Origin of the sequence: Paenarthrobacter sp. YJN-D (genome assembly GCF_015040335.1) — a bacterium.
In the GTDB taxonomy this organism is placed as follows: Bacteria; Actinomycetota; Actinomycetes; order Actinomycetales; family Micrococcaceae; genus Arthrobacter; species Arthrobacter nicotinovorans.
Genome location: NZ_CP053549.1, coordinates 1,943,395 through 1,969,485, shown reverse-complemented (window position 1 = coordinate 1,969,485; position 26,091 = coordinate 1,943,395). Strand labels below are relative to the sequence as shown.

Annotated in this window: 17 protein-coding genes and 1 pseudogene; 5 read left to right on the top strand and 13 right to left on the bottom strand. The window is 63.7% G+C overall.

The annotated features are described in order from the left end of the window. Window positions 1-77: 77 nt before the first annotated feature. The 10 genes and pseudogenes from HMI60_RS09275 to HMI60_RS09230 all read right to left on the bottom strand — a co-directional run bounded on the left by HMI60_RS09275 (window position 78) and on the right by HMI60_RS09230 (window position 14,920). The gene (locus HMI60_RS09275; protein WP_193591012.1) at window positions 78-713 is read right to left on the bottom strand and encodes a DUF1349 domain-containing protein; all 636 of its coding nucleotides are present in this window, start codon (window positions 711-713) and stop codon (window positions 78-80) included. 1,060 nt (window positions 714-1,773) lie between these two features. Further along, window positions 1,774-2,532 (bottom strand): annotated as a pseudogene (locus HMI60_RS21255) (DUF5107 domain-containing protein); the annotation flags it as partial. Window positions 2,533-2,725: 193 nt separating this feature from the next. Continuing rightward, window positions 2,726-5,806: a glycoside hydrolase domain-containing protein gene (locus HMI60_RS09265; protein ID WP_193591011.1), complete on the bottom strand. Its 3,081-nt coding sequence runs from the start codon at window positions 5,804-5,806 to the stop codon at window positions 2,726-2,728. 143 nt (window positions 5,807-5,949) lie between these two features. Then, the gene (locus HMI60_RS09260) at window positions 5,950-6,714 is read right to left on the bottom strand and encodes a copper homeostasis protein CutC (protein WP_039240108.1); all 765 of its coding nucleotides are present in this window, start codon (window positions 6,712-6,714) and stop codon (window positions 5,950-5,952) included. Window positions 6,715-6,749: 35 nt separating this feature from the next. Continuing rightward, window positions 6,750-7,166 carry a thioesterase family protein gene (locus HMI60_RS09255; RefSeq protein WP_035733455.1) on the bottom strand — a complete coding sequence of 139 codons (417 nt, stop codon included), beginning with the start codon at window positions 7,164-7,166 and terminating at the stop codon, window positions 6,750-6,752. Between the two features lie 56 nt (window positions 7,167-7,222). Beyond that, on the bottom strand, window positions 7,223-9,301 hold the full coding sequence (locus HMI60_RS09250; RefSeq protein ID WP_039240107.1) for an ABC transporter ATP-binding protein: 2,079 nt from the start codon (window positions 9,299-9,301) through the stop codon (window positions 7,223-7,225). Next, the gene (locus HMI60_RS09245; protein WP_064722054.1) at window positions 9,298-11,031 is read right to left on the bottom strand and encodes an ABC transporter ATP-binding protein; all 1,734 of its coding nucleotides are present in this window, start codon (window positions 11,029-11,031) and stop codon (window positions 9,298-9,300) included. Before HMI60_RS09245 ends, HMI60_RS09250 begins: the two co-directional genes overlap by 4 nt. 355 nt (window positions 11,032-11,386) lie before the next feature. Beyond that, on the bottom strand, window positions 11,387-13,447 hold the full coding sequence (locus HMI60_RS09240; protein WP_193591010.1) for an MFS transporter: 2,061 nt from the start codon (window positions 13,445-13,447) through the stop codon (window positions 11,387-11,389). 10 nt (window positions 13,448-13,457) lie between these two features. Then, entirely contained in the window at window positions 13,458-13,940 is a 483-nt protein-coding gene (locus HMI60_RS09235) for a MarR family winged helix-turn-helix transcriptional regulator (RefSeq protein WP_018777085.1), read from the bottom strand. A gap of 74 nt (window positions 13,941-14,014) precedes the next feature. Continuing rightward, complete coding sequence (locus HMI60_RS09230) at window positions 14,015-14,920, bottom strand: LysR family transcriptional regulator (RefSeq protein ID WP_055974375.1); 906 nt, start codon at window positions 14,918-14,920, stop codon at window positions 14,015-14,017. A 96-nt stretch (window positions 14,921-15,016) separates the two neighbouring features. On the opposite strand from HMI60_RS09230, the gene HMI60_RS09225 reads away from it, so the two are divergent. After that, complete coding sequence (locus tag HMI60_RS09225; RefSeq protein WP_110505867.1) at window positions 15,017-16,045, top strand: MBL fold metallo-hydrolase; 1,029 nt, start codon at window positions 15,017-15,019, stop codon at window positions 16,043-16,045. A 28-nt stretch (window positions 16,046-16,073) separates the two neighbouring features. Further along, complete coding sequence (locus tag HMI60_RS09220) at window positions 16,074-17,402, top strand: MFS transporter (protein WP_110505868.1); 1,329 nt, start codon at window positions 16,074-16,076, stop codon at window positions 17,400-17,402. A gap of 90 nt (window positions 17,403-17,492) precedes the next feature. Here HMI60_RS09220 and HMI60_RS09215 read toward each other — a convergent pair whose 3' ends face one another. After that, window positions 17,493-19,205, bottom strand: coding sequence for a thiamine pyrophosphate-binding protein (locus tag HMI60_RS09215; RefSeq protein ID WP_193591009.1), 1,713 nt, complete (start codon window positions 19,203-19,205; stop codon window positions 17,493-17,495). Continuing rightward, a complete protein-coding gene (gene speB, locus HMI60_RS09210; protein WP_018777080.1) occupies window positions 19,202-20,263 on the bottom strand; it encodes an agmatinase in 1,062 nt (353 codons plus the stop codon). The genes HMI60_RS09215 and speB overlap by 4 nt, the downstream gene beginning before the upstream one ends. 221 nt (window positions 20,264-20,484) lie before the next feature. Between speB and HMI60_RS09205 the strand changes: the two genes are divergently transcribed. Beyond that, the gene (locus tag HMI60_RS09205; RefSeq protein ID WP_039240095.1) at window positions 20,485-22,458 is read left to right on the top strand and encodes an APC family permease; all 1,974 of its coding nucleotides are present in this window, start codon (window positions 20,485-20,487) and stop codon (window positions 22,456-22,458) included. A gap of 247 nt (window positions 22,459-22,705) precedes the next feature. Next, window positions 22,706-23,611, top strand: a complete 906-nt coding sequence (locus HMI60_RS09200; protein ID WP_035733454.1) for a type IV toxin-antitoxin system AbiEi family antitoxin domain-containing protein — start codon at window positions 22,706-22,708, stop codon at window positions 23,609-23,611. A gap of 33 nt (window positions 23,612-23,644) precedes the next feature. On the opposite strand, the gene HMI60_RS09195 is transcribed toward HMI60_RS09200, so the two are convergent. Next, on the bottom strand, window positions 23,645-24,220 hold the full coding sequence (locus HMI60_RS09195) for a helix-turn-helix domain-containing protein (protein ID WP_018777077.1): 576 nt from the start codon (window positions 24,218-24,220) through the stop codon (window positions 23,645-23,647). A 280-nt stretch (window positions 24,221-24,500) separates the two neighbouring features. Here HMI60_RS09195 and HMI60_RS09190 point away from each other — a divergent pair, with 280 nt between their 5' ends. Then, the gene (locus tag HMI60_RS09190; protein WP_193591008.1) at window positions 24,501-26,036 is read left to right on the top strand and encodes a sodium:solute symporter; all 1,536 of its coding nucleotides are present in this window, start codon (window positions 24,501-24,503) and stop codon (window positions 26,034-26,036) included. Window positions 26,037-26,091 lie beyond the last annotated feature (55 nt).

Here is a 26,091-nt window from a genome sequence, read left to right as displayed (position 1 = left end):
CTGCCAACTTACCTTGTTTGGTTTAACCAAGCATCTGGATATCCACAAGCTTCACGTGCTATTGGCCCCACCTGCTGCTAGCTGCCGTCCCGGAGGTCGGCGGGTGGTTCCTCCGTCAACTCGATGGCGTCAAAGCGCGCCTCGCAGCTGGGTCCGAGTGGCGCCTGGGACATGAAACCCAAGTGGACCGGTTTTTCCGTGTCCAACCGGAAAAGCCTGACGAATGACCATTCCCGCCCGTCCGCAGAGGAGTGGAACGCCCATGCCGGCCCTACCCGGCTGACCCGCAGATATACCCAGGGCGCAGTGACCACAGGCCCGTTGGAGTCGTCCGAATAGCTGTTGGTCACCACGCTGACCACCATGGCCTCGCCTTGCGGAGAGAACTCGAAGCAGAGCTTGGCCCAGTGTTCGCTGTCCGCCCACAGACTCAGCACCCCGGCGTCGAACGTTGTCCTGGGCGACGCGACCAAAACCCTGGCGGAGAGCGAGAAAGCCGCTGGGGCCCTGAAGCCCAGCGCTGTGGCTCCGTGTTGCGGCTCTCCGCCAAGGGAGTCGTTGGTCCAGTCGACGCCGGGTGCGGCGGTGAGCACCAGCGCTCCCTCTGCGTCGTCGTAGCTGGCTTGGCCAACCGTCGAGGTCCACTCCAAGGGCGGGAGTCCTGCAATTTCGGGTATCACGTCCGTGCTCCGTTCATCGTCGCTGCTTTTCATCGTCGCTTGAGTCGTCCAGAACACGCTTTCAGAGCTTGCCCCGGATGTGCGGGAGGCCACACCGGGGCACCCCTCAATGCATTCCGAACTGGTAAGCGGCCGGCACCGGTTCGTCAGGACACACCTCTTGCCACAGCGCGGCAATCGCGTCCTCGCCCTCGCGGAGGTCCGGAACCTCCACGCCTCCGCGCAGAATCGAGGCCGCTTCATTGGCGTTTCCCGTTCGTGCCAGCGCCAGCGCCTTCAGGAAACGCAAACGCCCGACGGCGGCACCATCGTTGGGTACCGACTCCGCCAGTTCCAGGGCCATGGCAGGGTCCCCGTGGCGGATGCTGAGCGTCACGGCCTCCGTGAGCAGGGCTCTGTTGGAAGAGTCTGCCCCGACGCCCTTGCGGAGTTCAGCCAGCCCTTCGGCGTCCTGGCCGTTTGCGAGCAAGGCCAGCCCCAGTCCACGGTGCGCGAGCGCCTTGATACCCGGTGCTACCCCGTCGTCGGAGATTACCTCGCGGTAAAGATCCTTGGCGCCGTCAAGGTCCTGCCGGGCATGGCGCATGGTGGCCAGGTGGAACGTTGCCGCAGGACTGTCCTTCCCGGCCAGCAGCTGTTCCCAGTCCACCCCCGCGACGAAACTGGTCGCGCCGTCGAACGCCTTTCCCTTGAGCAGCCCAAGCCATGGCTCCTGTTCCGCGGAAACGCTCTCGTCCACGAACGGCGTACCGCTTTCGTCAATCCACGACAGACCGGCCTTCAGCCGCCGGGCCCTCTCCACCACGCCCCAGCCGCTGCCGTGCAGCAGCATTTTCGACGGCGGGACGTCGGCATTGGTGATGGCCTCGGGCAGCATGGCTTCAAGGGATTCGTGTGGCAGGAGCTCTTCCAAACGCTCACCGGCGTGGGCTACCGCGGCATCCCAGTCAGTGCTGTGGGCCGTATCCGTGTTCAGGTGTCCGTTGCCGTACGCCTCCACCCACGCCCACTCTGCACCGGCGGGCATGACCAGGTGTTCGAATTGCGTTTGTGCCAGGCCGGCCTGGATCTCCGCGTACGGGCCGGCTCCCGGGCTCAGCCATTCCTGCCAGCGTTTGCCGCCCTGTCCCTGGCCCCATACGAAGAGCTTCTTTCCCCGCAGGAGCCCCGTTGACAGCATCGCCAGCCCGTCGCCGTCGTCGTCCGCTGCCACAACCCAGCGCCGCTCGGAAGGGTCGATGTCGAAGAAGAAGTCCGCCGCGTGCGGGCTGTTGACCGGCCACGTGCCGTCATAGCCTTCGTGGGTGGTGGGCCTGACGCGGGTGATGTCCGTGGTGTAGTCGCTGCCGTAGGCCTCGTGGGCGGGCGCGATGACACGGGTGCGGTCAGTCTCCGGGATCGCGGCATTGCTCCACCAGTACATGGGGACGTCGTGGTCGTTCGGGTTCCGGATCCGAACCGCTGCCAGCACCACGGGCGATTCTGCGGGCAACCAGATGTCTACTTGGAACACCACTTCCCGGAGCCGTTCGTACTCCCACATCCGCAGGATGTGTTTGCCGTCCGGGGTGTGGACGATCGCCGTGTGCAACGGATCGCAGCTGGTGGGCGAATGGCCGCGGGTCCCGATGTTCCACTCAAGCCCGCCCGCGAACCAGGCCTTGCGCAACGCGATGTTGGCCAGCTGGGGGGCGTCATGGGTGTGGAGGAGCTGCTTGCCTGTTGCTTTGTCGAACAGTTCCCAGATGCGGCCGCCCAGGGACGGGAGGACTGTCACCTTGAGCTTGCTGTTTTCAAGCACGACGGCGGGAAACTCCCTGGGTGCCGCCTCCCGGCTGTAGCCGTCCTGCATGAGATACGGGTAGATGTTGGGCACCACGCCGTAGCGGGCCGATGCCTGCAGTTCCTCCGGCACGCCTTCGCCTACCGTATAGGGCTGGTCCAGTTCGGCGGCAACTACCGGTAGCGGGTTGAGCGGGCCGAGCTCAGCCATGGTCAGGGAGATGGTGGTGACGGTGATGCTGGAAGTTGCGGTGTCTGGCACGTCAGTATCCGATCGTGAGAAGGAGGCCGCGCTGCGGCTCAAGGGTGATGGCCTGGCCGGGCGCGTAGTCCATGGCGGGCTGGAAGCCGCGGATCGCGGGCGCCTTGATACCGGCGGCGGGGGCTGTGGAGGTTTCGTCGGTGAGGGCCGCGTTGTCGAAGATCAACGTCACGTCCTCAGTTTCCCCGGCCCATGAGGCCAGCGCCACCACCATCCCGTTGTCCGTCAACCACGTGGTTGCCAGGACATCCGGGTGGCTGGTCCGCACTGGCGTGTGGGGGTCCCAGAACCCGTGCATCCGGGCACGTTCCAGGTTGTTCGCCGTCCAGAACTCCCACAGCGGACGGTTGTCCACCGCGGGTGCCCGGCCCGTCATGCCGAACACCATTCCGCGCCACGGGTTGCCGCCGCCTTCGAGCATCTCGCCCATGAGGCCAAAAGGAATGCCGGACAATTCCACCAGCCAATAGTCGGGGTCTGTGCCGTCGTAGTCGAAATACTCCCCCAGCCACAGCCTGTCCACATACGGCAATTGCTCCATATACAAATTGGCTGATGAGGCGTAGCCGTCGTTGGCGGTGAACTGGTTGGCAGAGTGGAGGTCAATCTCCGGGCCCTCCACTCCCCTGTCCCTGCAGGCCCTTTCCAGGACCTTGCGGACGCGCACCATGGCGTGCCGGTCAAAGGCCAGGTCATCGAGGTAGATACCGTCGATTCCGTCGTCACCGGCAGCCAGTTCCTGCAGGCTGCGCACGTAGAAGTTCTCCCACCGCGACCCGCCCGTGGTCACCACCGCGATGTCCTCCACGTTCGGGGCAAACCAGGCCGAGACGTAGCCACTGCCGGCATGCTCCTGCAACCAGCTGTGGCCGGCGCCCGGACCGTCGCTGAAAATCTCGTGGTCCAAATGCAGCAGCGGCAACAGCTCGGGGCTGTGGAACGTGAGCTCACGGACAGTGTTGTAGATCTTGGCTGTCAGGCCCTCCCGATGACACTGCGCCACGTATTGCCGAAGCGTTTCCTTCGTGAGCAACGGATCATTGATATACGGTGCAGGCGCTGTCGCATGGTGGATATTGACCACAGTGGCTCCGGCCGCCCTGATCTCCGATGGGTCTTCAGGGGCGTGGAAGTAGCGCTTGCCCAGATGCCTGCCGGGTTGGATCGGCTTGAAGGGTGTGAGCAGAAGCCGGAATTCGAAGTGGAGCGGCTCGTTCGGCGTCAGCGTGCGGGCACCGCTGAACGCGCGGACCGACACTTTGCCGTTGGCAGTCCGAAGCCGGACGCCACCCCTCACCCTGTCCTCCTGGCGGTTGGCCCACGACGCCGGTTCGAGCAACGGCTTTTCCCGGTAGAAGTTGGTGTTCAGGGGACGCTGGTACTTCTCATCCCGCAACGACAACTGAAGCCCGGCGTTCACCCTTCCCAGCCACAGTGCATCCTGGTTCCTGGCAGCCACGTCCCACATCCAGTCCAGGGTCTCCGGCCGCCGGCCGCCCGGAACGCCCAGACCCATGGCCAGCGGGACGGCGTCCTCGTCGAACGAAAGCTGCAGCCCGACGTCGTTCACGTCCAGAGTCTTCCGCGGCGCGAGCCGCAGCGAGTACTCGACTGTTCCATCGGCGTCGAGGGTGGCGTTCAGCTCCAGCGACAACACCGCAACGCCTTCCTGGCTGCCCGTCCAGTTGCAGCCCCACGAGACCCGCGCAGGCCCTTCCGCGTTGAACGTCAGTGGCGAAAACTCCCAGCTGGTCCCCTCGATGTGCATAGCCATCGGAACGTCGAAAAGCCCGACGGCGGGACCATCCGTCGACGTCACGTCGCCCGTGAAGCTGGACGTCACTTGGGCGGGCAACCCCGATGCCGACAACCGCAGGCTCCGGCCAAGAATCCCCAAGGTTCGTTCCCGCTCGTCCACGGTGATGGCAGTGAAAGGAGCCACGAGCTCGGCGTCCTGGGCCACGGCAGAATCCAGCCAGGCCAAGCGCCGAAGGAAACGTGGATCGCCGAAACCACCTTCCAGGATGTCCGGGTCCGTTTCCGTCGCCACGTCCAGCGTGACCTCGATTTCCTGCGCAGCCTCACCTTCCGCATGGATGGTGACCATGGCGGAATGCGTGCTTCCGGCGGCGCCACGGGGCACGGGAAGGACCACGAACAGGGCCCGCACCGTGCCCGCCGGGACGGCCAGCTCCTTGTGCCATGGCCTGCCCAGCCGGTCTACGCCGTCGGAGTTGATGCAGTGACCCCCGGCTGATGACATGACGTCCACGGAGACGCCAGCAAGGTCCTTGAGCGCGTACAACCCCAGCTGCACCACATAGTCCTCGCCCGCAACGGCGCCCGCCCGAAAGGTGTCCGACGGCCCGTTGGCCACCCAGTGCGCAGGCAGGCCAGTACTCATGGAGACGGGATTCAGCCGGTCTTCGGGAAACACCAGGAAGGCCTCGCCCTTGTGGCACGAATGGAACTGTTCCAGTTCGTCCGCCCGGGCCGTGAAGTTCATCGGCGCGAACGAGTCCCGCTCACTTGCGGCCTCGTAACGGACGACCGTCGCGTTGGGCAGCCCGGCCTGCGCCGGTTCCCGCCAGGCCGAATACCCGACGGCGGCAGCCCACCCCGGCTCTGCCGTCGGACGACGCGGGAGGTACTGGGCCTGGGGATAGTGGGGTTTGCCCAGCATCGCGTAGGGCAGGTAGTAAACGTAGTAGATCCCCGGGCCGTCGATGGCTTCGAAAAGGAGGGTTCCTGATTCCCTGGTGCACTCCTCTATGACCACATTGCGGACCCTGGCGCCCGTCTTCCCGGAGACGACGATGACATCCACTGTCGCGGGGTCCTCATCCTGGCGCCGCCACGGCAGGACAAGCTTGTATGCCGGGGCCGTTGGGGCAACCTGGGCCGTCGGGACAACCTGGGCCGTTGGGGCAACTTCCACCACGAAGCGGTGGTTGCCGTACAGCAGTTTGTCCCACGTTCCGATGCCGCATGCCACCTCAGGATGGCCGGAGGTTGCGCTGTTGCTTCGACTGCTGGGTGGACGGGAATTGACGGCCGGTGAAACCGGCGAGGGCAGCGGCATCGCTGGGACTCCTGGAAGTAGCTTCGGGGCTTCTTCACCGAGTTGGTGAATCCTTACATCATCCGGTCGTTCCGCGGAATCGTAAAGGGTCATTGCGATGCGTACTCACTGGGATTTGCCCTGCCAGAGGCTGGACGGCAGGACTAATTCAGCCTAGCCAGATTCAAGGCGTTGATTTTCGCTTTGGCGGCACGGACGGTTTCGCGGTCCGTGACCGTGTAGGCCGTGGGATCGCTGCCGTCCTGGGTACCCAGGGAAATCGTTCCTCGGCCGAGCGTGGAGACGGTTTTCTTGGCGGACAGGTGGACCGCACTCAAACCTGCAGCGTGCATCGCCGGGATGTCTGCCAGGGCCAGTCCCCCGCCGGCCATGATCTCGATGGCACCTCCGGCGCGTTCCACCATGGTGGCGAGCGTGCCGAGGCCTGCTCCCGCCGTCGCTGCATGCCCCGAGGTGAGGACCCTGGTGAACCCCAGCTCCATGAGCTGGTCCAGGGCAGCCAACGGATCCTTCGATTGGTCGATGGCCCGGTGGAAGGTCAGCTGTGCCTCCGGCCTGGTCTCCTTTGCCGATTCCAACAAGCGCCGGATGGTGTGCACGTCGACTGTCCCGTTGGGTTCGAGTGCCCCGATGACAACCCCGTTTGCTCCTTGGCGCAGCAGATGCCTGATTTCATGCACCATGGTGTCCACGTCGGAGGCCGAGTACAGGAAATCACCGGGCCGGGAGCGGATCAGTGGATGGATTTCCAAACGGCCGTCGACGTGTTCCATGCTGGCTTCCAGCAACCCCTGGCTGGGTGTGACGCCGCCCAGTTCCAGGCTGCTGCACAGCTCAATGCGATGGGCACCCTCAGCGGCAGCCACACCTGCACCGGCGGCGCTGACCACAGCGATTTCAAGTTTCATGGTGAAACTCTACGGGCAATCGGGCAAAGTCCCGGCTAGGCCTTATAGCGTTCGAGCTTTTCCTTCTGGGCAGCCGTGAGCCTTAGAACCCTTCCGGTTGCCTCGGCGACAAAGGCCAGGTGGGTGGTAGCCTTCACGCACTCTTCCCGGGTCACGGGATCCTTGATGACGTAGTGAAGATCGAAGCTGGCCCCTTTGATGGCGCCCACCCAGATCTCCACGACCGCCGGAATATTGCGGTAGTCCAGGGTCCGGACGTAGCGGACCCTGTGCTCCACCACCAGGGTCATGACGCCCTCCTCAACGTCGTTGAAGAGGGCTGCCGGTGGTTCGACGCCGGGAAGCCCCGCACCGCTGGGCGGCCCGAAGGCTGCGATGCGGGCTTCCTCGAGGATGCGCACAATCTGGACATTGTTGATATGTCCGTAAGCGTCCATGTCACCCCAGCGCATGGGCACCAGGACCTCGATGCGCCGGGGTTCCACGGACTCCTCCGGTTGCTGCGTACTCAGCTGTGCACCGCCGTCGAATCATCCACCGCAGTCTCTTCCCCGCCAGCGAACTGGGACATGTACAAGCGGTAATAGGCGCCTTCGAGGGCGAGGAGCTGGGTGTGGTTACCCTGCTCCACGATCTGGCCGTTTTCCATCACCAGGATGGTATCGGCGTCGCGGATGGTGGACAGGCGGTGGGCGATGACGAAGCTGGTCCGGTCCGTCCGGAGCGCTGCCATGGCCTTCTGCAGCAGCAGTTCCGTACGGGTGTCCACCGAGCTGGTGGCTTCGTCCAGGATCAGCAAGGAAGGATCGGACACGAATGCGCGGGCGATGGTGATGAGCTGCTTCTCACCGGCGCTGACATTGTTGCCTTCTTCATCAATGATCGTCTGGTAGCCATCCGGCAGGGCACGGACAAAGCGGTCCACGTACGTGGCCTTCGCCGCTTCCATGATCTGCTCTTCCGTGGCATCCAGCTTGCCGTACTTGATGTTGTCGTAGATGGTCCCGCCAAAGAGCCAGGCGTCCTGCAGCACCATGCCCACCTTTGACCTGAGCTCGGAACGGGTGAGGTCCTTGATGTCCACGCCGTCCAAGGTGATGCGGCCGGAATTGAGCTCGTAGAAACGCATCACCAAGTTCACCAGGGTGGTCTTGCCGGCTCCTGTGGGCCCAACAATGGCCACAGTGTGGCCCGGCTCGGCACTGAAGGAAAGATCCTCAATGAGTGGCTTGTCCTCCACGTAGCTGAACGAGACATGCTCGAACTCAACATGGCCGTCAGTCTTTGCCGGAAGGTGGCGCGTACCGTTCTCTTCGACCTCTTCATCAGCGTCCAGGAATTCGAAGACACGCTCAGCGGAGGCGACGCCGGACTGCAGCATGTTGGCCATGCCGGCAATCTGGCCCAGCGGCTGCGTGAACTCGCGTGAGTACTGGATGAAGGCAGTGGCATCGCCCAGGCTCATGGAACCCGAAGCAACCCGCAGGCCACCCACCACGGCGATCCCGACATAGGACAGGTAAGAGACGAAGTTCATGGCCGGGAAGATCACGCCTGAGACGAACTGTGCACCGAAAGATGCCTTGTAAAGTTCCTCGTTCTTCTCGTCGAAGCGCGTCAGCATGTCAGCGTCGCGGCCGAACACCTTGACCAGGTCATGGCCGGAGAACGACTCTTCGATCTGCCCGTTCAACGCGCCGGTGTTCTTCCACTGCGCAGCGAAGAGCTTCTGGCTGCGGGCACCGATGACCCCGGCAACAACACCGGAAAGCGGCAGTGCGATCAACGCGATAAGCGCCAGCTCCCAGGACACGATGAACATCATGACCGTAATGCCCAGGACCGTGAGGACGGAGCTGACCAATTGGGAGAACGCCTGCTGGAGGCCTTGCTGGACGTTGTCGACGTCGTTGGTCACGCGGGACAGGATGTCGCCGCGCTGGCGGGTGTCGAAGTAGTTCAGCGGCAGGCGGTTGAGCTTGGCCTGGACATCGTTGCGCAGTTTCTTGATGACCCGCATGACGATCCTGTTGAGCAACCAGCCCTGCGCCCACAGGAAGATGTTGGCCACGAAGTACATGAGCAGCACTATCGAGATCAGGAACGTCAGCTTGGAGAAGTCGATCCCGTTGGTGAGTTCCATCTTGGAGACCATGTCGGCAAAGTTCCCCTGGCCCTGCTGCCGCATGAGCTCAACGAACTGTTCCTGCGATACCCCGGGCGGAATCTGCTTGCCCATCACACCGCCGAAGATGACATCCATGGCACTGCCCAGAACCTTGGGTGCGATCACGTTGAGGACCACGGAAACGATCACGAGGCCGATCACGATGAACACACCGATGCGTTCGGGCTTCAGCAAGCCCATGAGCCGCTTGGCGGAAGGCCAAAATTCCTTGGCCTTCTTTGCGGGCACATCACCGAACATGCCGCCATCGGCCTCCGAGGGGACGTACTCCTCCTCAACGAAGTCGTCGTCGTCCAGTGCTTCCGTTGCAACCTCTGCCGCAGCGGTTGCCTTGGCATCCTTCGCGGCTTCGGCCTTGGCAGCCCAGCCACGCTTCTTCTGCTGGTTCTGCTCGCTCATGCCACTTCCTCCACACTCAGCTGGGATTCGACGATTTCCTGGTACGTCGGTGACGTCTCCAGCAGTTCGTCATGCGTTCCCCGGTCAACGATGCGGCCGTTGTCCAGGACAAGGATTTCGTCAGCATCGGCAATGGTGGAGACACGCTGGGCCACGATGATGACCGTGGCATCCTTGGTCTTCCCCTTCAGGGCCTTCCGGAGCCGGGCGTCGGTAGCCACGTCCAGTGCCGAGAAGGAATCGTCAAACAAGTACACGTTCGGCTTGGTCACCAAAGCCCGGGCGATGGAAAGCCGCTGGCGCTGTCCACCGGAGACGTTGGTACCGCCCTGGGCGATGCGCCGGTTGAGGCCGGAGGACTTCTCCTCCACGAAACCCTTGGCCTGCGCGGTTTCCAGCGCGTCCCACAGTTCCTCATCCGTGGCATCGGGCTTGCCAAAGCGCAGGTTGTGCTCGATGGTTCCGGAGAACAGGTACGGCTTCTGGGGTACCGCCGATACACGACTGGTGATTTCAGAGGCATCCATCTCGGTGACAGGAACGCCGTCGAGCAGAACCTCACCGGAGGCGACGTCATAAAGGCGCGGCAGCAGGGAGACCAGGGTGGTCTTGCCCGCACCGGTGGATCCGATGATGGCGAGGGTCTTGCCCGGCTCCGCCGTGAAGGAGATGTTGCTCAAGACCGGTGCTTCAGCACCCGGGTACTTGAAGGTGACGTCACGGAATTCGACGCGTCCCTTCTTTTCAGCCGGCACTACCGGCGAAGAGGGGTTGTGGATGGACGGCTCAACGTCCAGGACCTCGCCGATGCGGTCTGCACAGACGGAGGCGCGCGGAATCATCATGGCCATGAAGGTTCCCATCATGACGGCCATGAGGATCTGGAGCAGGTACTGCAGGAAGGCCGTGAGGGCACCCACCTGCATGTCACCGGAATCGACCCGCTGCCCGCCGAACCAGAGCACCGCCGCAGTGGACAGGTGCAGGATCATGCCGATCGCCGGGAACATCAGGACAAAGAGGTTGCCGATCTTCACGGATACGGCCGTGAGGTCCTGGTTGGCATCGCCGAAACGCTTGGCCTCGTGGGGTTCGCGAACGAAGGCGCGGACAACCCGGATGCCGATGATCTGCTCGCGCAGAACGCCGTTGATGGCATCGATCTTGGTCTGCATGGAACGGAAAAGCGGCATGAGCCGGACAACGAGATAGCCAACCACTGCCACCAGGACAGGGACCGATACCCAGACGAGCCAGGAAAGGCTGAGGTCCTCACGGAGGGCCATGATGATGCCGCCAACGCACATGATGGGCGTGGAGACCATGAAGTTCAGGCCCATCAGGACGAGCATCTGGACCTGCTGGACATCGTTGGTGCCGCGGGTGATCAAGGTAGGGGCGCCAAAGCGGTTGACATCCTGGGCGGAAAAGCTGCTGACCTGGCGGAACACGCTGCGGCGCAGGTCGCGGCCGATGGCCATGGCAACGCGGGCGCCGAAGTACACGGCGATGATGGCGGAAAGCACCTGTCCCAGGGCGACAGCGAGCATGAGCGCACCGGTCTGCCAGATGAAATCAGTGTCGCCGCGGGAAACTCCCTCATCGATGATTTTGGCGTTCAGGCTGGGGAGGTAGAGCGTGGCGATGGTGGACGCCAGCTGAAAAAACAGCACGGCCACAATCTGCGGCAAATACGGCTTTGAGTAGCGCCGTATAAGGGTGACAAGCATGCCCACGGGTCCTTAGAAAGAGTGCGTGAATGTGATGAAAAGAAGTTTGGCAGCAGAGGCCGACAGTATTAGCCTCCCCACTCTACGAAATCCGTTGCCCCGGCGAAACAACTTCGGGAAAAGATCATCCCAGCGGAGTATCTGCCGTGTCGTGCATGCTCCCCCAGCGGCAGAAGGTTGCCGGAACACAGCAAAGCGCCGGCTGGAATCCCAGCCGGCGCTTTCAGTCCTGCCCTGTTCGGCCCTGTTCGCTGGACCTGTCCCGGGCCCCGTTCGCTTGACCTGTCAACTGCTCTGTTTCGCTGCAGCCGGCCTTGCGGGCCCGGAATCCCGAACCGGGTGGGGTCAGTGCCTTTCAGCCTGCGTGCTTGCCGTGTTCCTGGCGGGCTTCAACACCCTGGAGCAGAAGCAACGCCATACGTTCCTGCTGCCTGCGTTCGCGCTTGAGTTCCTTACGGATCGCGGCAAGTTCCTCAGCGGTGCGGGTCTGCTGTTCCGCGATGGTCTGCTGATCCCGCAAGCGGGCCTGCAGTTCCACGTTGGCACGGCTAAGCTGCAACTGCTGTTCGGCCAGGACGTACTGCGTGCGTGTCAGTTGCTCCTGTACTTCCTTGACGTCGGCCGTCGCTGAGGGCCGTTCCTGGGTCAGGATGCGGGCGAACTCCAGGTCGAGGTCGGAACCGGAATCCTCCGGCCGTACCTCACGCCCGGTCCCCGGAAGGGGACGACGGGCACCCACGGGGCTCGCGGCGTCGTCGGTCTTCACCCTGTCGCCAGCCTTCACCGCGTCCATGGACGCAGTGTCCAGCGACATGCCGGCTTCTCCCGAGGCCGTGGCCACGAGTTCCTTTTCCGGTGCGGCATCAACGGTGCGGCGCAACGGGCGTTCCTTGATGAAGAGGACTGCCAGGAGGGCCACCACGCTGATGATCGCGGAGATCAGGAAGATCTGTGCAGTCGCGTCACCGTAGGCGGCACGCATGATGTCTGCGATGGGAGCGGGCATATCCGCCAGGTCCATGCTGGCGCCTGAAGCGCCGCCCTGGACGGGGATGCCGGCGGCGGCCATGCCTTCAACCGCCAGGTCCTTCACATGGTTGGACATGATGGCGCCAAGAACGGAGACGCCGATCGCGCCACCCACCGAGCGGAAGAACGCCACCGATGCACTTGCGGTGCCGATGTCCTTTGCCTGAACGGTGTTCTGTACGGCCAGCACCAGGTTCTGCATCAGCATGCCCAGGCCCAGGCCGAACACGCCTGTGTAGATGGCCACGATCCAGAGTTCGGTGGTGTGGTCCATGGTTCCTGCAAAGGCAAGCCCGCCGATAAGGAGAACGGAGCCTGCAATCAGGAACCTCTTCCACTTGCCGAAGCGGCTGATCAGGATGCCCGATGCCACCGAACCGATGAGGTTTCCGGCGATCATGGGCAGCGTGAGCAGGCCGGCCTCGGTGGGTGTGGCTCCACGGGCTACCTGGAAGTACTGTCCCAGGAACGTGGAGGAGCCGAACATGGCGATACCAACCGCAACGGAAGCAACGATGGCCAGCGCCGTGGTGCGCTCCGAGATGATCTTGAGCGGAATGATCGGCTGGGCAACCTTGGTTTCGACGAACACCAGGAGCGCAAGGAGTGCTACGCCGCCGCCGACCATGAGTGCCGACTGCCACGAGAACCAGTCGTAGTACTCCGGGTTGCCGGCAAAGGAGACCCAGATCAGGAGCAGGCTCACGCCGGAGGTCAGCAGGATGGAACCGAGCCAGTCGATCTTGGCGGGCCGCTTGATGTGCTCGATCTTCAGCGTGATCTGGAGCAGGATCAGCGCGACGACGGCCAGTGGCACGCAGACGAAGAACGTCCAGCGCCAGCCGAGCGGGCTATCCACGATGAAGCCACCCAGCAACGGGCCGCCGGCCGTGCCGACAGCCATGACGGCACCCATGTATCCGGAGTACTTGCCGCGGTCGCGGGGCGGAATCATGGATCCGATGATCGCCTGTGCCAGGGCCGTGAGGCCACCCATGGCGATGCCCTGGATAACGCGCGCGGTAAGCAGGAGCGGGATGGTTTCGGACAGGCCCGCCATGACCGAGCCGGCCACGAAGATGATGATGCTCAGCTGGACCAGGAGCTTCTTGTCGAAGAGGTCCGCGAGCTTGCCCCAGATGGGCGTTGTGGCCGCGTTCGCCAGCAGGGCGGCCGTGATGACCCAGGCGAAGTCGGTCTGGGTGCCCTTGAGCTCGGACATGATGGTGGGAAGTGCGTTGGCGACGATGGTGCTGCTGAGGATCGCCGTGAAGAAGGCCGCGAGGAGGCCGGTCAGGGCTTCCATGATCTGACGGTGGGTCATGGGCGCGGCAGCCTTGGCTGCGGCGTCCACCGCCTGCGGATGTTGTGGTGCTGCTGTAGCCATGCGTGGGCTCCTAAGCTGTCTGGTCTGTTGTGATGGAGCCGGCCGCCGTTGCCCGGATTGAATCCTTGAGGGATTCGGTGAGTTTGTTGATGACCTGGGAGGCCTCGAGGGCGTCAGCCTCGCTCCAATCCGCCAGGTAATCCCGCAGTCTCACGCTGCGTTGTTCTTCGAATTCGTGCAGCTTCGCCGTCCCGCGTTCAGTCAGGGCCAGAAGCTGCGCCCTGCCGTCTGCGGGATCCGGCCGCCTGGTAACGAAGCCGAGTTCTTCGAGCTCCGCGACGTGGCGGCTCAGTACCGGCGCACTCACGCCAAGGCGCGCGGCCAGGTGCGTGGCACGGGTCTCCCCCTCGCCGATGAACCGCATCACCCCTTGGACCGCCATTCCGACGTCGGGAACGCGGGCCATGTGCGCGGTTACCACGCAGCGCAGAGTCCGCTGCAGGTCAAAGATCTGATGCACAAGATCGGTTGCTGTGGCAGAACCGACAGACATGTAAAACACCCCTTTTTGTTTGCCTAAAGCAACTATAACGCAGATTGATTGCTTTGGGAAACTAAAGGAAGAGCTTAGGCCTCCGGGCGGGTCAGCTCCCGGGCCGCGTTGATGACTTCCTCCACGCGGCGCGGACGGCTTACGCCCGGCGCCACTACGGCTGCCAGTTCGTTCGCCGGCACCTTGTCCTCGATCGGGACAAGCGCAACACGCGCACCCGTGTAGAGGGACTCGATTCCCGGCCAGACATTCGTCACCGAGTACGCCCGGCCGCTGGCCACGATGCCGCGGATTGTCTGGGCCACCACGCTGCGCCACCGCACTTTCGGCTCGATGCCCGCCGAATGGAACATCGCGATGACCCGCTCCGCGCTGGGTGGAACATCGAACAGGACTACATCCTCATCGGCGAGATCGGCAAAGCGCAGCGAGGCACTGCCGGCCAGAGGATGATCGGCGGCCAGCATGAACTGCGGCCGGGAAGGAGCCACCGTCAAAATTTCGACGCCGGGAACCGCCTGGAGCGAATAGATGAACGCAACGTCCAACTCGCCTTCCCCCACGGCACGCTGCAGCTCTTCGGCGTTTCCCTCCACGAAGTCGAGCTCCACCTCCGGCCATTTGGCCGCAAAGACATGGATCAGCTCGGGGATCAAGCGAGGCGAGATGGCAATCATGCAGCCGATGGCGACCCGACCACGCATGTCCTCATGGGAACCACGAAGTGCCCCCTGGAGATCTGCGGCTTCACGGAGGATCCGCCGGGCCCGGACGCCGAGCTCAACTCCGGCCGGCGTCGGTTCCACCCGCTTGGCGCGCGTCCGGATCAGCAGGTCCAGGCCAAGGTTTTTCTCCAACTGGGCGATGGCCATGGATGCGGCAGCCTGGGAGATATTGCTTTCACTGGCGGCCTTGGTGAGCGAACCGTGGTCCAGCACGGCCACGAAATATTCCAGCTGCCGAAGCGTAAACTCACCCATCAGTTCTCCTTATGAACTTCTTTGAATTGATTGATTATACAAGTGACGTGGTCCGCACCACACTGGAAGAAAGCCCATTCAGTCAAAGGAGCATCCATGACACCGACGTCATCCCTGAAGCCGCACATCGTCACCCTCGGAACGGCCGGCGGACCGCGATGGTGGGCAGCGGCTGACACCGGCGAGCGCACCGGGATCGCCACCGCCGTGGTGGTGGGGGATGCTTTCTACCTGGTGGATTTCGGCCAGGGCGCCGGACGGCGGCTCAGCCAGTCCGGCTTGCAGCTCAAGGACCTCCGGGCACTCTTCATCACGCACCTGCACTCGGACCACGTCTACGATCTCGCCGGGCTGGGAATCTTCGGCCTCTACGCCCTGACAGACCGCCTCGACTCCCCCGTAAAGATCATTGGACCGGGCAACCGCGGCGAGCTACCCGCCGTGTCGCCGCGCGCCGTCGTCGAGCCTCAGCCGCTGGCGCCTGAAAATCCGACGCCGGGTACCCGGCAGATGTTCGAACAGCTCATGAAAGCGCACGCCACCGACCTCAACGACCGCATCCTGGACAGCCTGCGGCCCAGCCCCTTGGACATTTTCCACGCCGAAGACATCCGGATCCCGGCGGAATCGGGCTACCACCCCAACAACAACCCGACGCCGGACATGGAACCCTTCGAGGTCTACCGCGACGAACTCGTCACCGTGACCGCGATCCTGGTGGAACACCCTCCCGTGGCCCCGGCATTCGCCTTCCGCTTCGACACCGCCGAGGGTTCCGTGACCATTTCCGGTGATACCGCTTACACGCAAAACATGATCACCTTGGCGCAGGACACGGACCTCCTGCTGCATGAAGCGATCGACTTCAACTGGGTGGAGTCGCTGTACGCAGACAAGACCGATGAGTCCAGCCGGGCTTCCCGCGACCACCACTACAAGTCCCACACCAGCGTCCGCGAAGCCGCGAAGCTCGCCGAGCTTGCCGGTGCCGGCCACCTGGCCCTGCACCACCTCGTGCCCGGTTCTGCTTCCGAAGCCGTATGGCGGGAAGCCGGGGAGCATTTCTCCGGGACGTTCACGGTTCCCAACGATCTCGACACCATCCCGTTCGCCCGTCAGCGCTGACGAGCCAGTACCCACACTGAGGAAGCACATGAGCTCAGCACCAACCGCCCCGAAGACAGGCACGGCCACTTCGGCGGATGCGTCCATGAACACCAAGGACATGCGTCGCATCCTCGCATCCAGCTTCATTGGCAGCGCCATCGAGTACTACGACTTCGTTCTCTACGCCACGGCAGCAAGCCTGGTCTTCAACAAGGTGTTCTTCGCCAACCTCGGCCCCGGCTTTGATTTGTTCGCCTCGTTCGTCACGCTCGCCGTGGGCTACATTGCCCGGCCGGTGGGCGGCCTGATTTTCGGACACTTCGGTGACCGACTTGGCCGCAAGAAGATGCTGGTCCTGTCCATGCTCATCATGGGACTGGGCACCACGGCGATCGGCCTGCTGCCCACCACCGCCCAGATCGGCATGGCCGCGCCGCTGGCTTTGGTTCTTCTCCGCCTGGTCCAGGGTGTTGCCGTCGGTGGCGAGTGGGGTGGTGCCGCGCTCATGGCGATCGAGCACGCCCCCAAGAAGCACCGCGGTTTTGCGGCCGCCTTCGCCAACGCCGGCGGACCGGCCGGCGCCATTCTCGGCACCCTTGCCCTGTCCTTGTTCGCCGCGGTTTCCGGCAATGACTTCCTCGTGTGGGGTTGGCGCGTGCCGTTCCTGCTGAGCGCATTGCTCATTGTCGTCGGCATGGTCATCCGGCTCAAGGTGGCCGAAACACCTGCCTTCCAGCGTCTGGAAGCTGCCGGCGAACAGCGCCGGGTGCCCTTGCTCGATGTCCTGAAGAACAACCCCCGCGCCGTAGTCCTGGGCCTGCTGGCCACCACCTCGTTCTACGTGTGCCAGTCCATGACCACGGTGTGGGGCGTCTCCGTCGCCGTCGAGAGCGGGGCGGACAAGAACGGTGTCCTGAATATCAAGGCCGTTGCCGCGCTGCTGACCCTGGTGATCTGCTTCTACTCCGCCCGCCTCAGCGACCGGATCGGCCGGCGTCGTGTCCTCATTGGTGCGTCCCTCCTGGGCGCCGTGCTGGTGTACCCGATCCTCATGCTGATGAGCAACGGTGAGTTGTGGGGCTTCGCGGCCGCGATCATCCTGGGCAACGGACTGGTCCAGGGCTTCCTGTACGGCCCGATTGCCGCATACGTCGCCGAACAGTTCCCTACCCGCAACCGCTACACGGGAGCATCGCTGGCCTACCAGGGTGCCTCGATGATCGGTGCGGGCTTCACGCCCATGATCGTAGCCGGACTGAGCCTTGCCGCCGGCGGTGGAATCTGGCTCATCGCGGTCTTCTGGATTGCCGCCATGCTGGCATCGGCCATCGCCGTGAAGGCCACGCCCGAAGGCACCCAACGCGAACTCGACTAACCGCTTCCCTTGCCGCCGGCATCCCCGCAACGCAGTCAGCCCCCGCACGGTATTCCGTGCGGGGGCTGACTCTTTAGGGACTTGATCGCCTTAGTCGTCCAGGTGGGTGGGGCCGAACATCTTCAGCAGCGTCTCAACCACGACGACGTTGGGTCCGTCCGCTGCGAAGGACGCCTTAAGCGCGTCCCCGACATCCTCCGGGGCAACCCGGCGGCCCGGGACACCGAAGGCTTCAGCGAGCTTCACGAAGTCCGGGCGGGCGAGCTCGGTGGCTGTGGCCTGGCCGAAAGCGCCCACCATGTACTCGCGCAGGATGCCGTAGCCGCCGTCGTCGACGATCAGCCAAGTGACCGGGACGTTGTGCTGCTTGGCGGTGGCGAGTTCCGAGATGGAGTACATGGAGGAGCCGTCACCGGAGACAGCCAGCACTCGTGCAGAACCACCGGTCTTGCCGGTGGTTTCCAGGCCCACGGCTCCGCCGATGGCCGCGGGGAAACCGTAGCCGAGGCCGCCGGCGCCCTGGGCGGAGTGGAACTGGCCCTGCCGGGCATCCCAGCAGCTCCAGCCCCAGTAGGCGGAAATGGTCATGTCCCAGAACGTCTGCATGTCCGCCGGGACGGCCTCGCGGATGTCGGACATGAACTTCAGCTCCTTGGCAAGGTCCTGGGATTCCAGGCGGGCCTTGACCTTCGCCAGGGATTCCTTGACCACATCTTCCGGAGCGGTTCCGTGCCAGGAGCGCGTTGTTGCATTCGCGGCTCCGGCTGCTTTGAGCGCTTCGTCGAGGGCCGCGAGGGCCTGGCCGGCGTCGGCGCGGATGCCCAGGCCGGGCCGGTTGGACTCGAGGACCCGGGGTTCGGCGTCGATCTGGATGATGCGGCCGCGGGGTTCGAACGTGAAGTAGTTCGACGTCACCTCGCCCAGGGAGGAGCCGATCACAATCAACACATCGGCGTCTTCGAGGACATCGGTCATGTACCGGTCCTCGATCCACGACTGCAGGGACAGCTCGTGGGTCCACGGGAACGCGCCATTGCCGCCGGGGGTGCAAATGACCGGTGCGCGCAACTGCTCGGCAATCGAGAGCAACGACTTTTCGGCCCGCCCACGGCGTGTACCGCCACCGGCGATGATCGCCGGACGTTCCGCCGTCGAAAGCCACTTCACAGCCTCGCGGACCAGCTCCACCCGGGGCGGGTTGTCGAAGGCTTCGGCGAGCGCGTCTTCAACCGGGGGCACCATGATCGGATCCAGCAGGACGTTCTGCGGGATTTCGATCCAGACCGGCCCCTGGGGCGAGGAGATGGCCTCGGTCCAGGCGTCCTGGATGGCCGACGGAATGCCGGATGCGTGCTGGATGAGGCGCTGGCTCTTGGTGACGTTCGCCGCTGAGGCCTTCTGGTCATCGAGTTGGTGCAGCATGCCCTTGCGGCGTGCGCCCAGTCCGTCGAGCGGGATCTGGCTGGCAACAACCACCATGGGAACACCCGTGGCATACGCTTCCTGGAGGGCGGCGAGGGACGTCAGCGCGCCCGGACCGGTGGACAGGAACAGCACACCGACTTCGCCGGTGGCACGGGAGTAGCCGTCAGCTGCGAACGCCGAGTTGTTCTCCACACGGGAGGACACGAAGTGCAGGTTGCCGCGGCCCATGGCGTCGAAAAGACCCAGGGCGTGCTGGCCCGGGATACCGAAAACAGTCTTGGCACCCAGCGCTTCAAGGGTCTCGACGACGAGGTCCCCACCGTTGCGCTGGTTGGTCCCCTTGGTGGGAGCTGCTGTCCCAGGATCGAAATCGATCATCGCTGCCCTCCGATGGCCTGTGCGACTTCCTGGATGCGGGCGCCGAGGGCCTGCTGCGCGTAGCCGTTCGGGGCACCGTGGCGGTCGCCTTCAACGGCGTTGTCTGCCATGAGGGTCACCAGTTCATAGGCAACGTGGCTGCCGGCGACGCCGGTGATTTCTGCGTGGTCGTAGGCCGGGGCGACTTCCACCACGTCCGCGCCGACGAGGTTCATGCCGCGGAAGCCGCGGATGATCTCCAGCAGTTCGCGGCTGGTGATGCCGCCCGCTTCGGGGGTGCCGGTGCCGGGGGCGTGGGCCGGATCAAGGACATCGATGTCCACCGAGATGTACAGCGGGCGGTTGCCGATGCGGTCGCGGATCTTTGCCACCGTCTCCAGGACGCCCTGGTAGTAGACGTCGGCGGAGGTGACGATTCCGAACCCGAAGCGGTGGTCGTCGTCGAGGTCCTTCTTGCCGTACAGCGGACCGCGGGTACCGACGTGGCTGATGGCCTCCGTGTCCAGGATGCCTTCTTCGACGGCCCGGCGGAACGGCGTACCGTGCGTGTATTCGGCGCCAAAGTAGGTGTCCCAGGTATCCAGGTGGGCATCAAAGTGCAGCATGGCGATGGGTTCGCCTGCGCGTTCCGCTGCTGCCCGGAGCAGCGGGAGGGCGATGGTGTGGTCGCCGCCGAGGGTAACCAGCTTGCTGCCGTTGGCCGTGAGGTCCAAGGCGTTCTGCTGGATGGTTTCGATGGCCTCGTTGATGTTGAACGGGTTCACTGCCATGTCGCCGGCGTCGGCTACCTGGATGTTCTCGAACGGGCTGACGTCCCAGGCCGGGTTGTACGGGCGGAGCAAACGGCTGGCCTCACGCACGTGGTTGGCGCCGAAGCGGGCTCCGGGGCGGTACGAAACGCCGGAGTCGAAGGGAACGCCGACCACGGTGACGTCGGCCTTGGAGACCTGGTCCAGGCGGGGCAGGCGGGCATACGTGGCGGCACCGGCGTAGCGCGGGATACGGGATGAATCGATGGGGCCCAGGTTGCCGTTGGCCTCGATGCGGAGTTCTTCCAAAGTACGCCACTCCTTGAGTGAATAGGGGGATTGATTCTGCGGACTGTGACACCCATCATACACTCAAAGTTGTCTAATATGCATCACTTGTTTACAACCTTCCAAAAGGATGAGACGCCGCTCACAGCAGGCGTAAAGATTCCATAAAAACCGGTGTCCCGGCGTCGAACCGGGCCATACGCTCCATGCGGAAGCAGTACCGTGCTGCGCGAAAGGACACCGTGACCACCCTGTCGAGGCCTCCGGCCGACCCGGCCAACCGGCCCAAAAATTCCTTCAAGCTCAAACCCTGGTTGCTTGAGGGAATGCCGGACACTTCAGGCAAGCGGCAAGGCCCCCACGGCCAGCCCTCGGAGTCCCACAAGCCGCAGGCCTGGTGGAAGGTCATGTGCCTCACGGGCTTGGACTACTTCTCGACACTGGGGTACCAGCCCGCCATCGCCGCCCTGGCAGCGGGCCTGCTTTCTCCCTTGGCGACGTTGCTGCTGGTCACAGCAACCCTGGCCGGAGCGCTGCCGGTTTACCGCCGGGTGGCAAAGGAAAGTCCACGCGGCGAGGGCTCCATTTCCATGCTGGAGCGGCTCCTTCCCCGCTGGGGCGGCAAGCTCTTCGTCCTGGCACTCCTTGGCTTCGCGGCCACGGACTTCATGATCACCATTACGTTGTCGGCTGCCGACGCCACGGCCCACCTCATCGAGAACCCGTTCGCGCCGGACTTCCTTGAAGGCCAGAACGTCGCCATCACCCTGGCGCTCATCGCGGGTCTGGGCATCGTCTTCCTCCGCGGATTCAAGGAGGCCATCAACGTGGCCGTCGTCCTGGTGGGCGCCTTCCTGATGCTCAACCTTGTGGTCATCGCCGTATCCATCGGCCACGTCTTCACCGAGACCCGCGTCATCACGGACTGGTGGACTGCTTTGACCACCTCCCACGGCGATCCGATCATGATGATCGCCCTGGCATTGCTGGTATTCCCCCGCTTGGCGCTGGGCCTCTCGGGTTTTGAAACAGGCGTCGCCGTCATGCCCCAGATCAAAGGCCATGCCACGGACACGGAAGCCAATCCGGCCGGCCGCATCAAGGGTGCCCACAAGCTCCTGACCACCGCCGCGATCATCATGAGCTCGTTCCTCATCACCTCCAGCTTCACCACGATCATGTTGATTCCGGCCGCTGAATTCGAACCCGGCGGAAAGGCCGATGGCCGCGCCCTTGCCTACCTCGCGCATAAGTTCCTGGGCGATGGCTTTGGAACCGTGTACGACATCAGCACAATCGCCATTCTGTGGTTCGCCGGAGCCTCCGCGATGGCCGGATTGTTGAACCTTGTTCCCAGGTACCTGCCGCGCTACGGCATGGCACCGGCCTGGGCGCGGGCACTCCGCCCCCTGGTCCTCGTCTTCACGGTCATCGCCTTCATCGTCACCATCATCTTCCAGGCTGATGTCAATGCCCAGGGTGGCGCCTATGCCACTGGCGTGCTGGTCCTGATCACTTCCGCGTCCATCGCCGTGACGCTGTCGGCACGCCGAAGGAAGCAAAAAGCACAGGTCATCGGCTTCGGCCTCATTTCCCTGGTCTTCGTTTACACCACCGTGGTCAACTCCATCGAGCGCCCGGACGGCCTGAAAATTGCCGCCCTGTTCATCCTTGGCATTCTGGTGGTCAGCTTCGTCTCCAGGATGAGGCGGGCATTCGAGCTGCGGGCCACGCACATCAAGATGGACCGGAAGGCCCTGGAGTTCACGGCCAACAACACGCACGGACCGGTCCGGATCATCGCGCACGAACCCAAACGCTTCAGTGCCGACAGGTACCGGGAGAAGCTGCAGCACGCCCAGCAGGCCAACCACCTCCCCCTGGACTGCGACGCCGTCTTCATCGAGATCATCGTGGACGACAGTTCAGACTTCGAGCAGGAACTCCAGGTGGTGGGCAAGGAACGGCACGGGTTCAAGATCCTGGAAGTGCACAGCAACAATGTGCCGAACACGCTGGCGGCAGTACTCCTCCACATCCGCGACGTCACCGGTTTCATGCCGCACATCTACTTCCGGTGGACTGAGGGCAACCCGATTTCGAACCTGAGCCGCTTCCTCTTCTTCGGCGAAGGGGAGATCGCGCCCGTCACCCGCGAAGTGCTCCGGGAAGCCGAGCCGGACATCACCCGGCGCCCCTGGGTCCACGTGGGCTAGCCGCCTCGCACGCTCCTGCCCGGTTAGTCCCTTCGCAGGCTGCGCTCCTCCCCAGTTCGTCCCCCCGCGGACTCCGCTCATCCCCGGATTTCGGGCGCTCCGCTTGGCCCGTGGGACGAAGGGCGGCGGCAACCGGGGAGGAGCGCCGCCACCAGGAGCTCAAACCGGGATGGAGCGTCGGCTGGAGTTGCCCACATACGGCAAGTGCGTCATTTCGTGGAACGTTGGAAGCCTGTGGACTGGTCCGATGGACGCCTTCCAGTACCTCGAAAAAGTAGGCGGCGTGGCTCGGACCGGACAACTCCTGGCCGCAGGCTATTCGCGCCGGGACATCGCGCGCCTTCCAAGCAAGGGTGCGAAACAACCCCGGCGGGGCATCTTCATGCTTGCGGATCACAGACCCGAGTTGGCAACCGCCCTCCGCTACAACTCCTACGTCTCCTGCGCCAGCGCAGCTCAACACTACGGATTGTGGATACGCAAAGCACCTGATCTCCACCATCTGGCATGCGATCACGGTCACGGCACCGGGTTCGTCAGGCACAGGACCATGAGATTCGAACCTCATCCCAGCCTCCCAATCGCCGCGGTGGAAGATGTAGTCCTACATGCCATGGCTTGCCTGGCGCCGCCCGCTTCAACGGCAATGGCAATCTCGGCGGTTCGACTGCACGGTGTGCCGTTGGAACTGCTGAAGGAACAGTTGCAGGGAGACAGGTCGCGGCCCGTCCTCAACGCGCTCAAGGATCTCGACCTGCGTGCAGAGTCCATTGTGGAGGTCGATGCACAGCATCTGCTCCGCACCCACGGCATTGCATTCGACGCCCAAGTGGCAATACCTGGCATCGGGCGCGTCGACCTCCTTCTGGAAGAGTTCCTCATTATTGAAGTGGACGGCTTCGCGTTTCACTCCGATAGAAAGGCCCTCCGCAACGACTTGGCACGCAACAACGCCTCCACCATCAACGGGTATTTGGTCCTGAGGTACCCACCGGAAGTCATCTGGTTCGAGCCGGAGCGCGTGATCGCGGAGATCCAGGCGGTTCTCAAGCTGCGTCGTGACGATCCCGCCCGGTTGGTGGACGGCTTTGCCCAGCCGAGCCCCGGACTTTCGGGGATCGGCCCGGTCCCTGGCTTCCAATACAGGAGGTAACTGGGAGGGAGTGCACAACGCCGGGAGGGAAAACTACCGGCTTGCTGCGGGCACCAGCACCCAGAGCACTTCCACGGTTTCGTCCGTCGGGTTGATCCACGTGTGCGGTTCGCGGCCCGGGAAGGAGAGGGTGTCCCCTTCCTCAAGGTCGTATTCTTCGTTGGTCAGGATGAGCTTGATGCGGCCCTTGACCACATGCAGCACGTCCACGTCGCAGTCCACCGCGTAAAGCTCGTTTTCGCCGCGCCCGCGGGGCTCGATGGTGGCTTGGAGTATCTGCAGGCGCCGCTCGGAACGTGCGGTCAGCAGGCGTTCCACAATGCCTTGGCCGCCCAGCGAGATCCTGGGGCCGTCGTCGCGACGTGTCAGATGGGTCTCCGGCGCGGCGAACAAGTCGCCGACGGAGACGGACAGAACCTGGCAGAGGGTCACCAAGGAAGCCACCGACGGCGATGTCAGGTCGCGCTCCACGCGGCTCAGGAAGCCTTTGGTCAACCCGGTGGCGTCCGCAACCTGCTCGATGGTGAGGCGCTGCGCTTGCCGGGCTGCGCGGATTCTGGAACCGATGGCAACGGGAACATTGCTCGGTTCAACGGGTAGAGCCTTCATTCACGAACCTTTCAGGCCTGTCATGTGGCCCTGTCATTGGAGCAATAGTAGCCGGGAGGCACGCCAACAGGGCCACTGCGGGCGTAACCAAGTCCAAAGGATCTTGACTGTTACTCCGATCACAACATATCCTCATAGGCAACAAGTGTTGTCTGTGAGGCACACAACACATCCCCAAGCTCCAAACCCAAATCTCCAATCATCCGCACAGAGACTTCGACGCATCGCAGGAGTATCGTCGAAAACCCCAACCTCCGTGCATCAGCTCCAAGGACCGTTCATGGAATCTTCGGCTAGTAATATCGCAATCGTGGTGGTGTACCTGCTCGCCATGCTGGCCTTCGGCTGGTGGGGCAAGTCCCGCACAAAGAACAACAGCGACTTCCTGGTGGCCGGCCGCCGCCTGGGACCCTTCCTCTACACAGGCACCATGGCCGCCGTGGTCCTCGGTGGCGCATCCACCGTGGGCGGCGTGGGCCTCGGCTACAAGTTCGGCATCTCCGGCATGTGGCTCGTGGTGGCCATCGGCTCCGGCGTGCTGCTCCTTAGCCTCCTGTTCGCCGGCACCATCCAGCGGTTGAAGATCTACACGGTCTCCCAAATGCTGAGCCTGCGATACGGCAGCAAAGCCACCCAGACATCCGGAATCGTGATGTTGGCTTACACCCTCATGCTCTGCGCCACGTCCACCGGCGCCTACGCCACCATCTTCGTGGTGCTCTTCGACTGGGAACGCTGGTTGGCAATCGCCGTCGGCGGCGCCATCGTGCTGGTCTACTCCACCATCGGCGGCATGTGGTCCATCACCTTGGCAGACCAGGTGCAGTTCCTCATCAAGACCGTAGGCATTTTCTTCCTGATGCTGCCGTTCGTCCTGAACGCAGCCGGCGGAATGGACGGCATCCGTGAGCGCCTTGACGCCAGCTTCTTCCAGATCGACGGCATCGGCGTCCAGACAATCATCACTTACTTCGTGGTCTACACCCTCGGCCTCCTGATCGGCCAGGACATCTGGCAGCGCGTCTTCACCGCCAAGACCGCCACCGTTGCACGCTGGGGCGGAGCTACCGCCGGTGTTTACTGCATCCTCTACGGCATCGCCGGCGCACTGATCGGCCTGGCTGCCCGCGTCGCCCTCCCGGACATCGATGTCGCCAACCTCGGCAAGGACGTTGTCTACGCAGAGGTGGCAACCCACATCCTGCCCGTCGGCATCGGCGGACTGGTGATGGCCGCGGCTGTGGCTGCGATGATGTCCACCGCTTCGGGCGCCCTGATCGCCGCCGCTACGGTGGCCCGCGCAGACGTTGTCCCGTTCGTGGCCAGCTGGTTCGGCAAGACGATCAACACCGACGACACGGAAAACCCCGAGCACGACGTCAAGGCTAACCGCTACTGGGTCCTGGGCCTGGGCATCGTTGCCGTCCTGATTTCCATGGCAGCGCAGGACGTCGTTGTTGCCCTGACCATCGCCTACGACATCCTGGTGGGCGGACTCCTGGTCGCCATTCTCGGCGGCCTGGTCTGGAAGCGCGGAACGGGCATCGCGGCTGCATGGTCCATGGCAGTCGGCTCAGTTCTGACACTGGCCCTGCTCATCATGTACGCGGTTGGTGTCATCCCGAGCGAAGACGGCGTCTACGCCAACGAGCCCATCTACTGGGGCCTCGGTGCTTCCCTGGTGGTTTACGTCGTGGTCTCCCTGCTGACTCCGCCCACGGACGCAGCCGTCCGCGAGGCCTGGGACAAGCGCGTAGCCGGCGCCATCTCCGAGGAACTGCCGCCGGAAGTCCACCCGGTGGGCAGCAGCAAGTAACCAGGCAATACCCGACGGCGGTGCCGCCCCTTCGCGGGGGCGGCACCGCCGTCGT

Bases quoted from the DNA above. Each gene is read 5' to 3' on its own strand.
- HMI60_RS09190 (WP_193591008.1), top strand. From the start codon at position 24,501: ATGGAATCTTCGGCTAGTAATATCGCAATCGTGGTGGTGTACCTGCTC.
- HMI60_RS09225 (WP_110505867.1), top strand. From the start codon at position 15,017: ATGACACCGACGTCATCCCTGAAGCCGCACATCGTCACCCTCGGAACG.
- HMI60_RS09255 (WP_035733455.1), bottom strand. From the start codon at position 7,166: ATGCGCTGGGGTGACATGGACGCTTACGGACATATCAACAATGTCCAG.
- HMI60_RS09235 (WP_018777085.1), bottom strand. From the start codon at position 13,940: ATGTCTGTCGGTTCTGCCACAGCAACCGATCTTGTGCATCAGATCTTT.
- HMI60_RS09200 (WP_035733454.1), top strand. From the start codon at position 22,706: ATGGACGCCTTCCAGTACCTCGAAAAAGTAGGCGGCGTGGCTCGGACC.
- HMI60_RS09230 (WP_055974375.1), bottom strand. From the start codon at position 14,920: ATGGGTGAGTTTACGCTTCGGCAGCTGGAATATTTCGTGGCCGTGCTG.
- HMI60_RS09265 (WP_193591011.1), bottom strand. From the start codon at position 5,806: ATGCCGCTGCCCTCGCCGGTTTCACCGGCCGTCAATTCCCGTCCACCC.
- HMI60_RS09250 (WP_039240107.1), bottom strand. From the start codon at position 9,301: ATGAGCGAGCAGAACCAGCAGAAGAAGCGTGGCTGGGCTGCCAAGGCC.
- HMI60_RS09245 (WP_064722054.1), bottom strand. From the start codon at position 11,031: ATGCTTGTCACCCTTATACGGCGCTACTCAAAGCCGTATTTGCCGCAG.
- HMI60_RS09240 (WP_193591010.1), bottom strand. From the start codon at position 13,447: ATGGCTACAGCAGCACCACAACATCCGCAGGCGGTGGACGCCGCAGCC.
- HMI60_RS09195 (WP_018777077.1), bottom strand. From the start codon at position 24,220: ATGAAGGCTCTACCCGTTGAACCGAGCAATGTTCCCGTTGCCATCGGT.
- HMI60_RS09215 (WP_193591009.1), bottom strand. From the start codon at position 19,205: ATGATCGATTTCGATCCTGGGACAGCAGCTCCCACCAAGGGGACCAAC.
- HMI60_RS09275 (WP_193591012.1), bottom strand. From the start codon at position 713: ATGAAAAGCAGCGACGATGAACGGAGCACGGACGTGATACCCGAAATT.
- HMI60_RS09220 (WP_110505868.1), top strand. From the start codon at position 16,074: ATGAGCTCAGCACCAACCGCCCCGAAGACAGGCACGGCCACTTCGGCG.
- HMI60_RS09260 (WP_039240108.1), bottom strand. From the start codon at position 6,714: ATGAAACTTGAAATCGCTGTGGTCAGCGCCGCCGGTGCAGGTGTGGCT.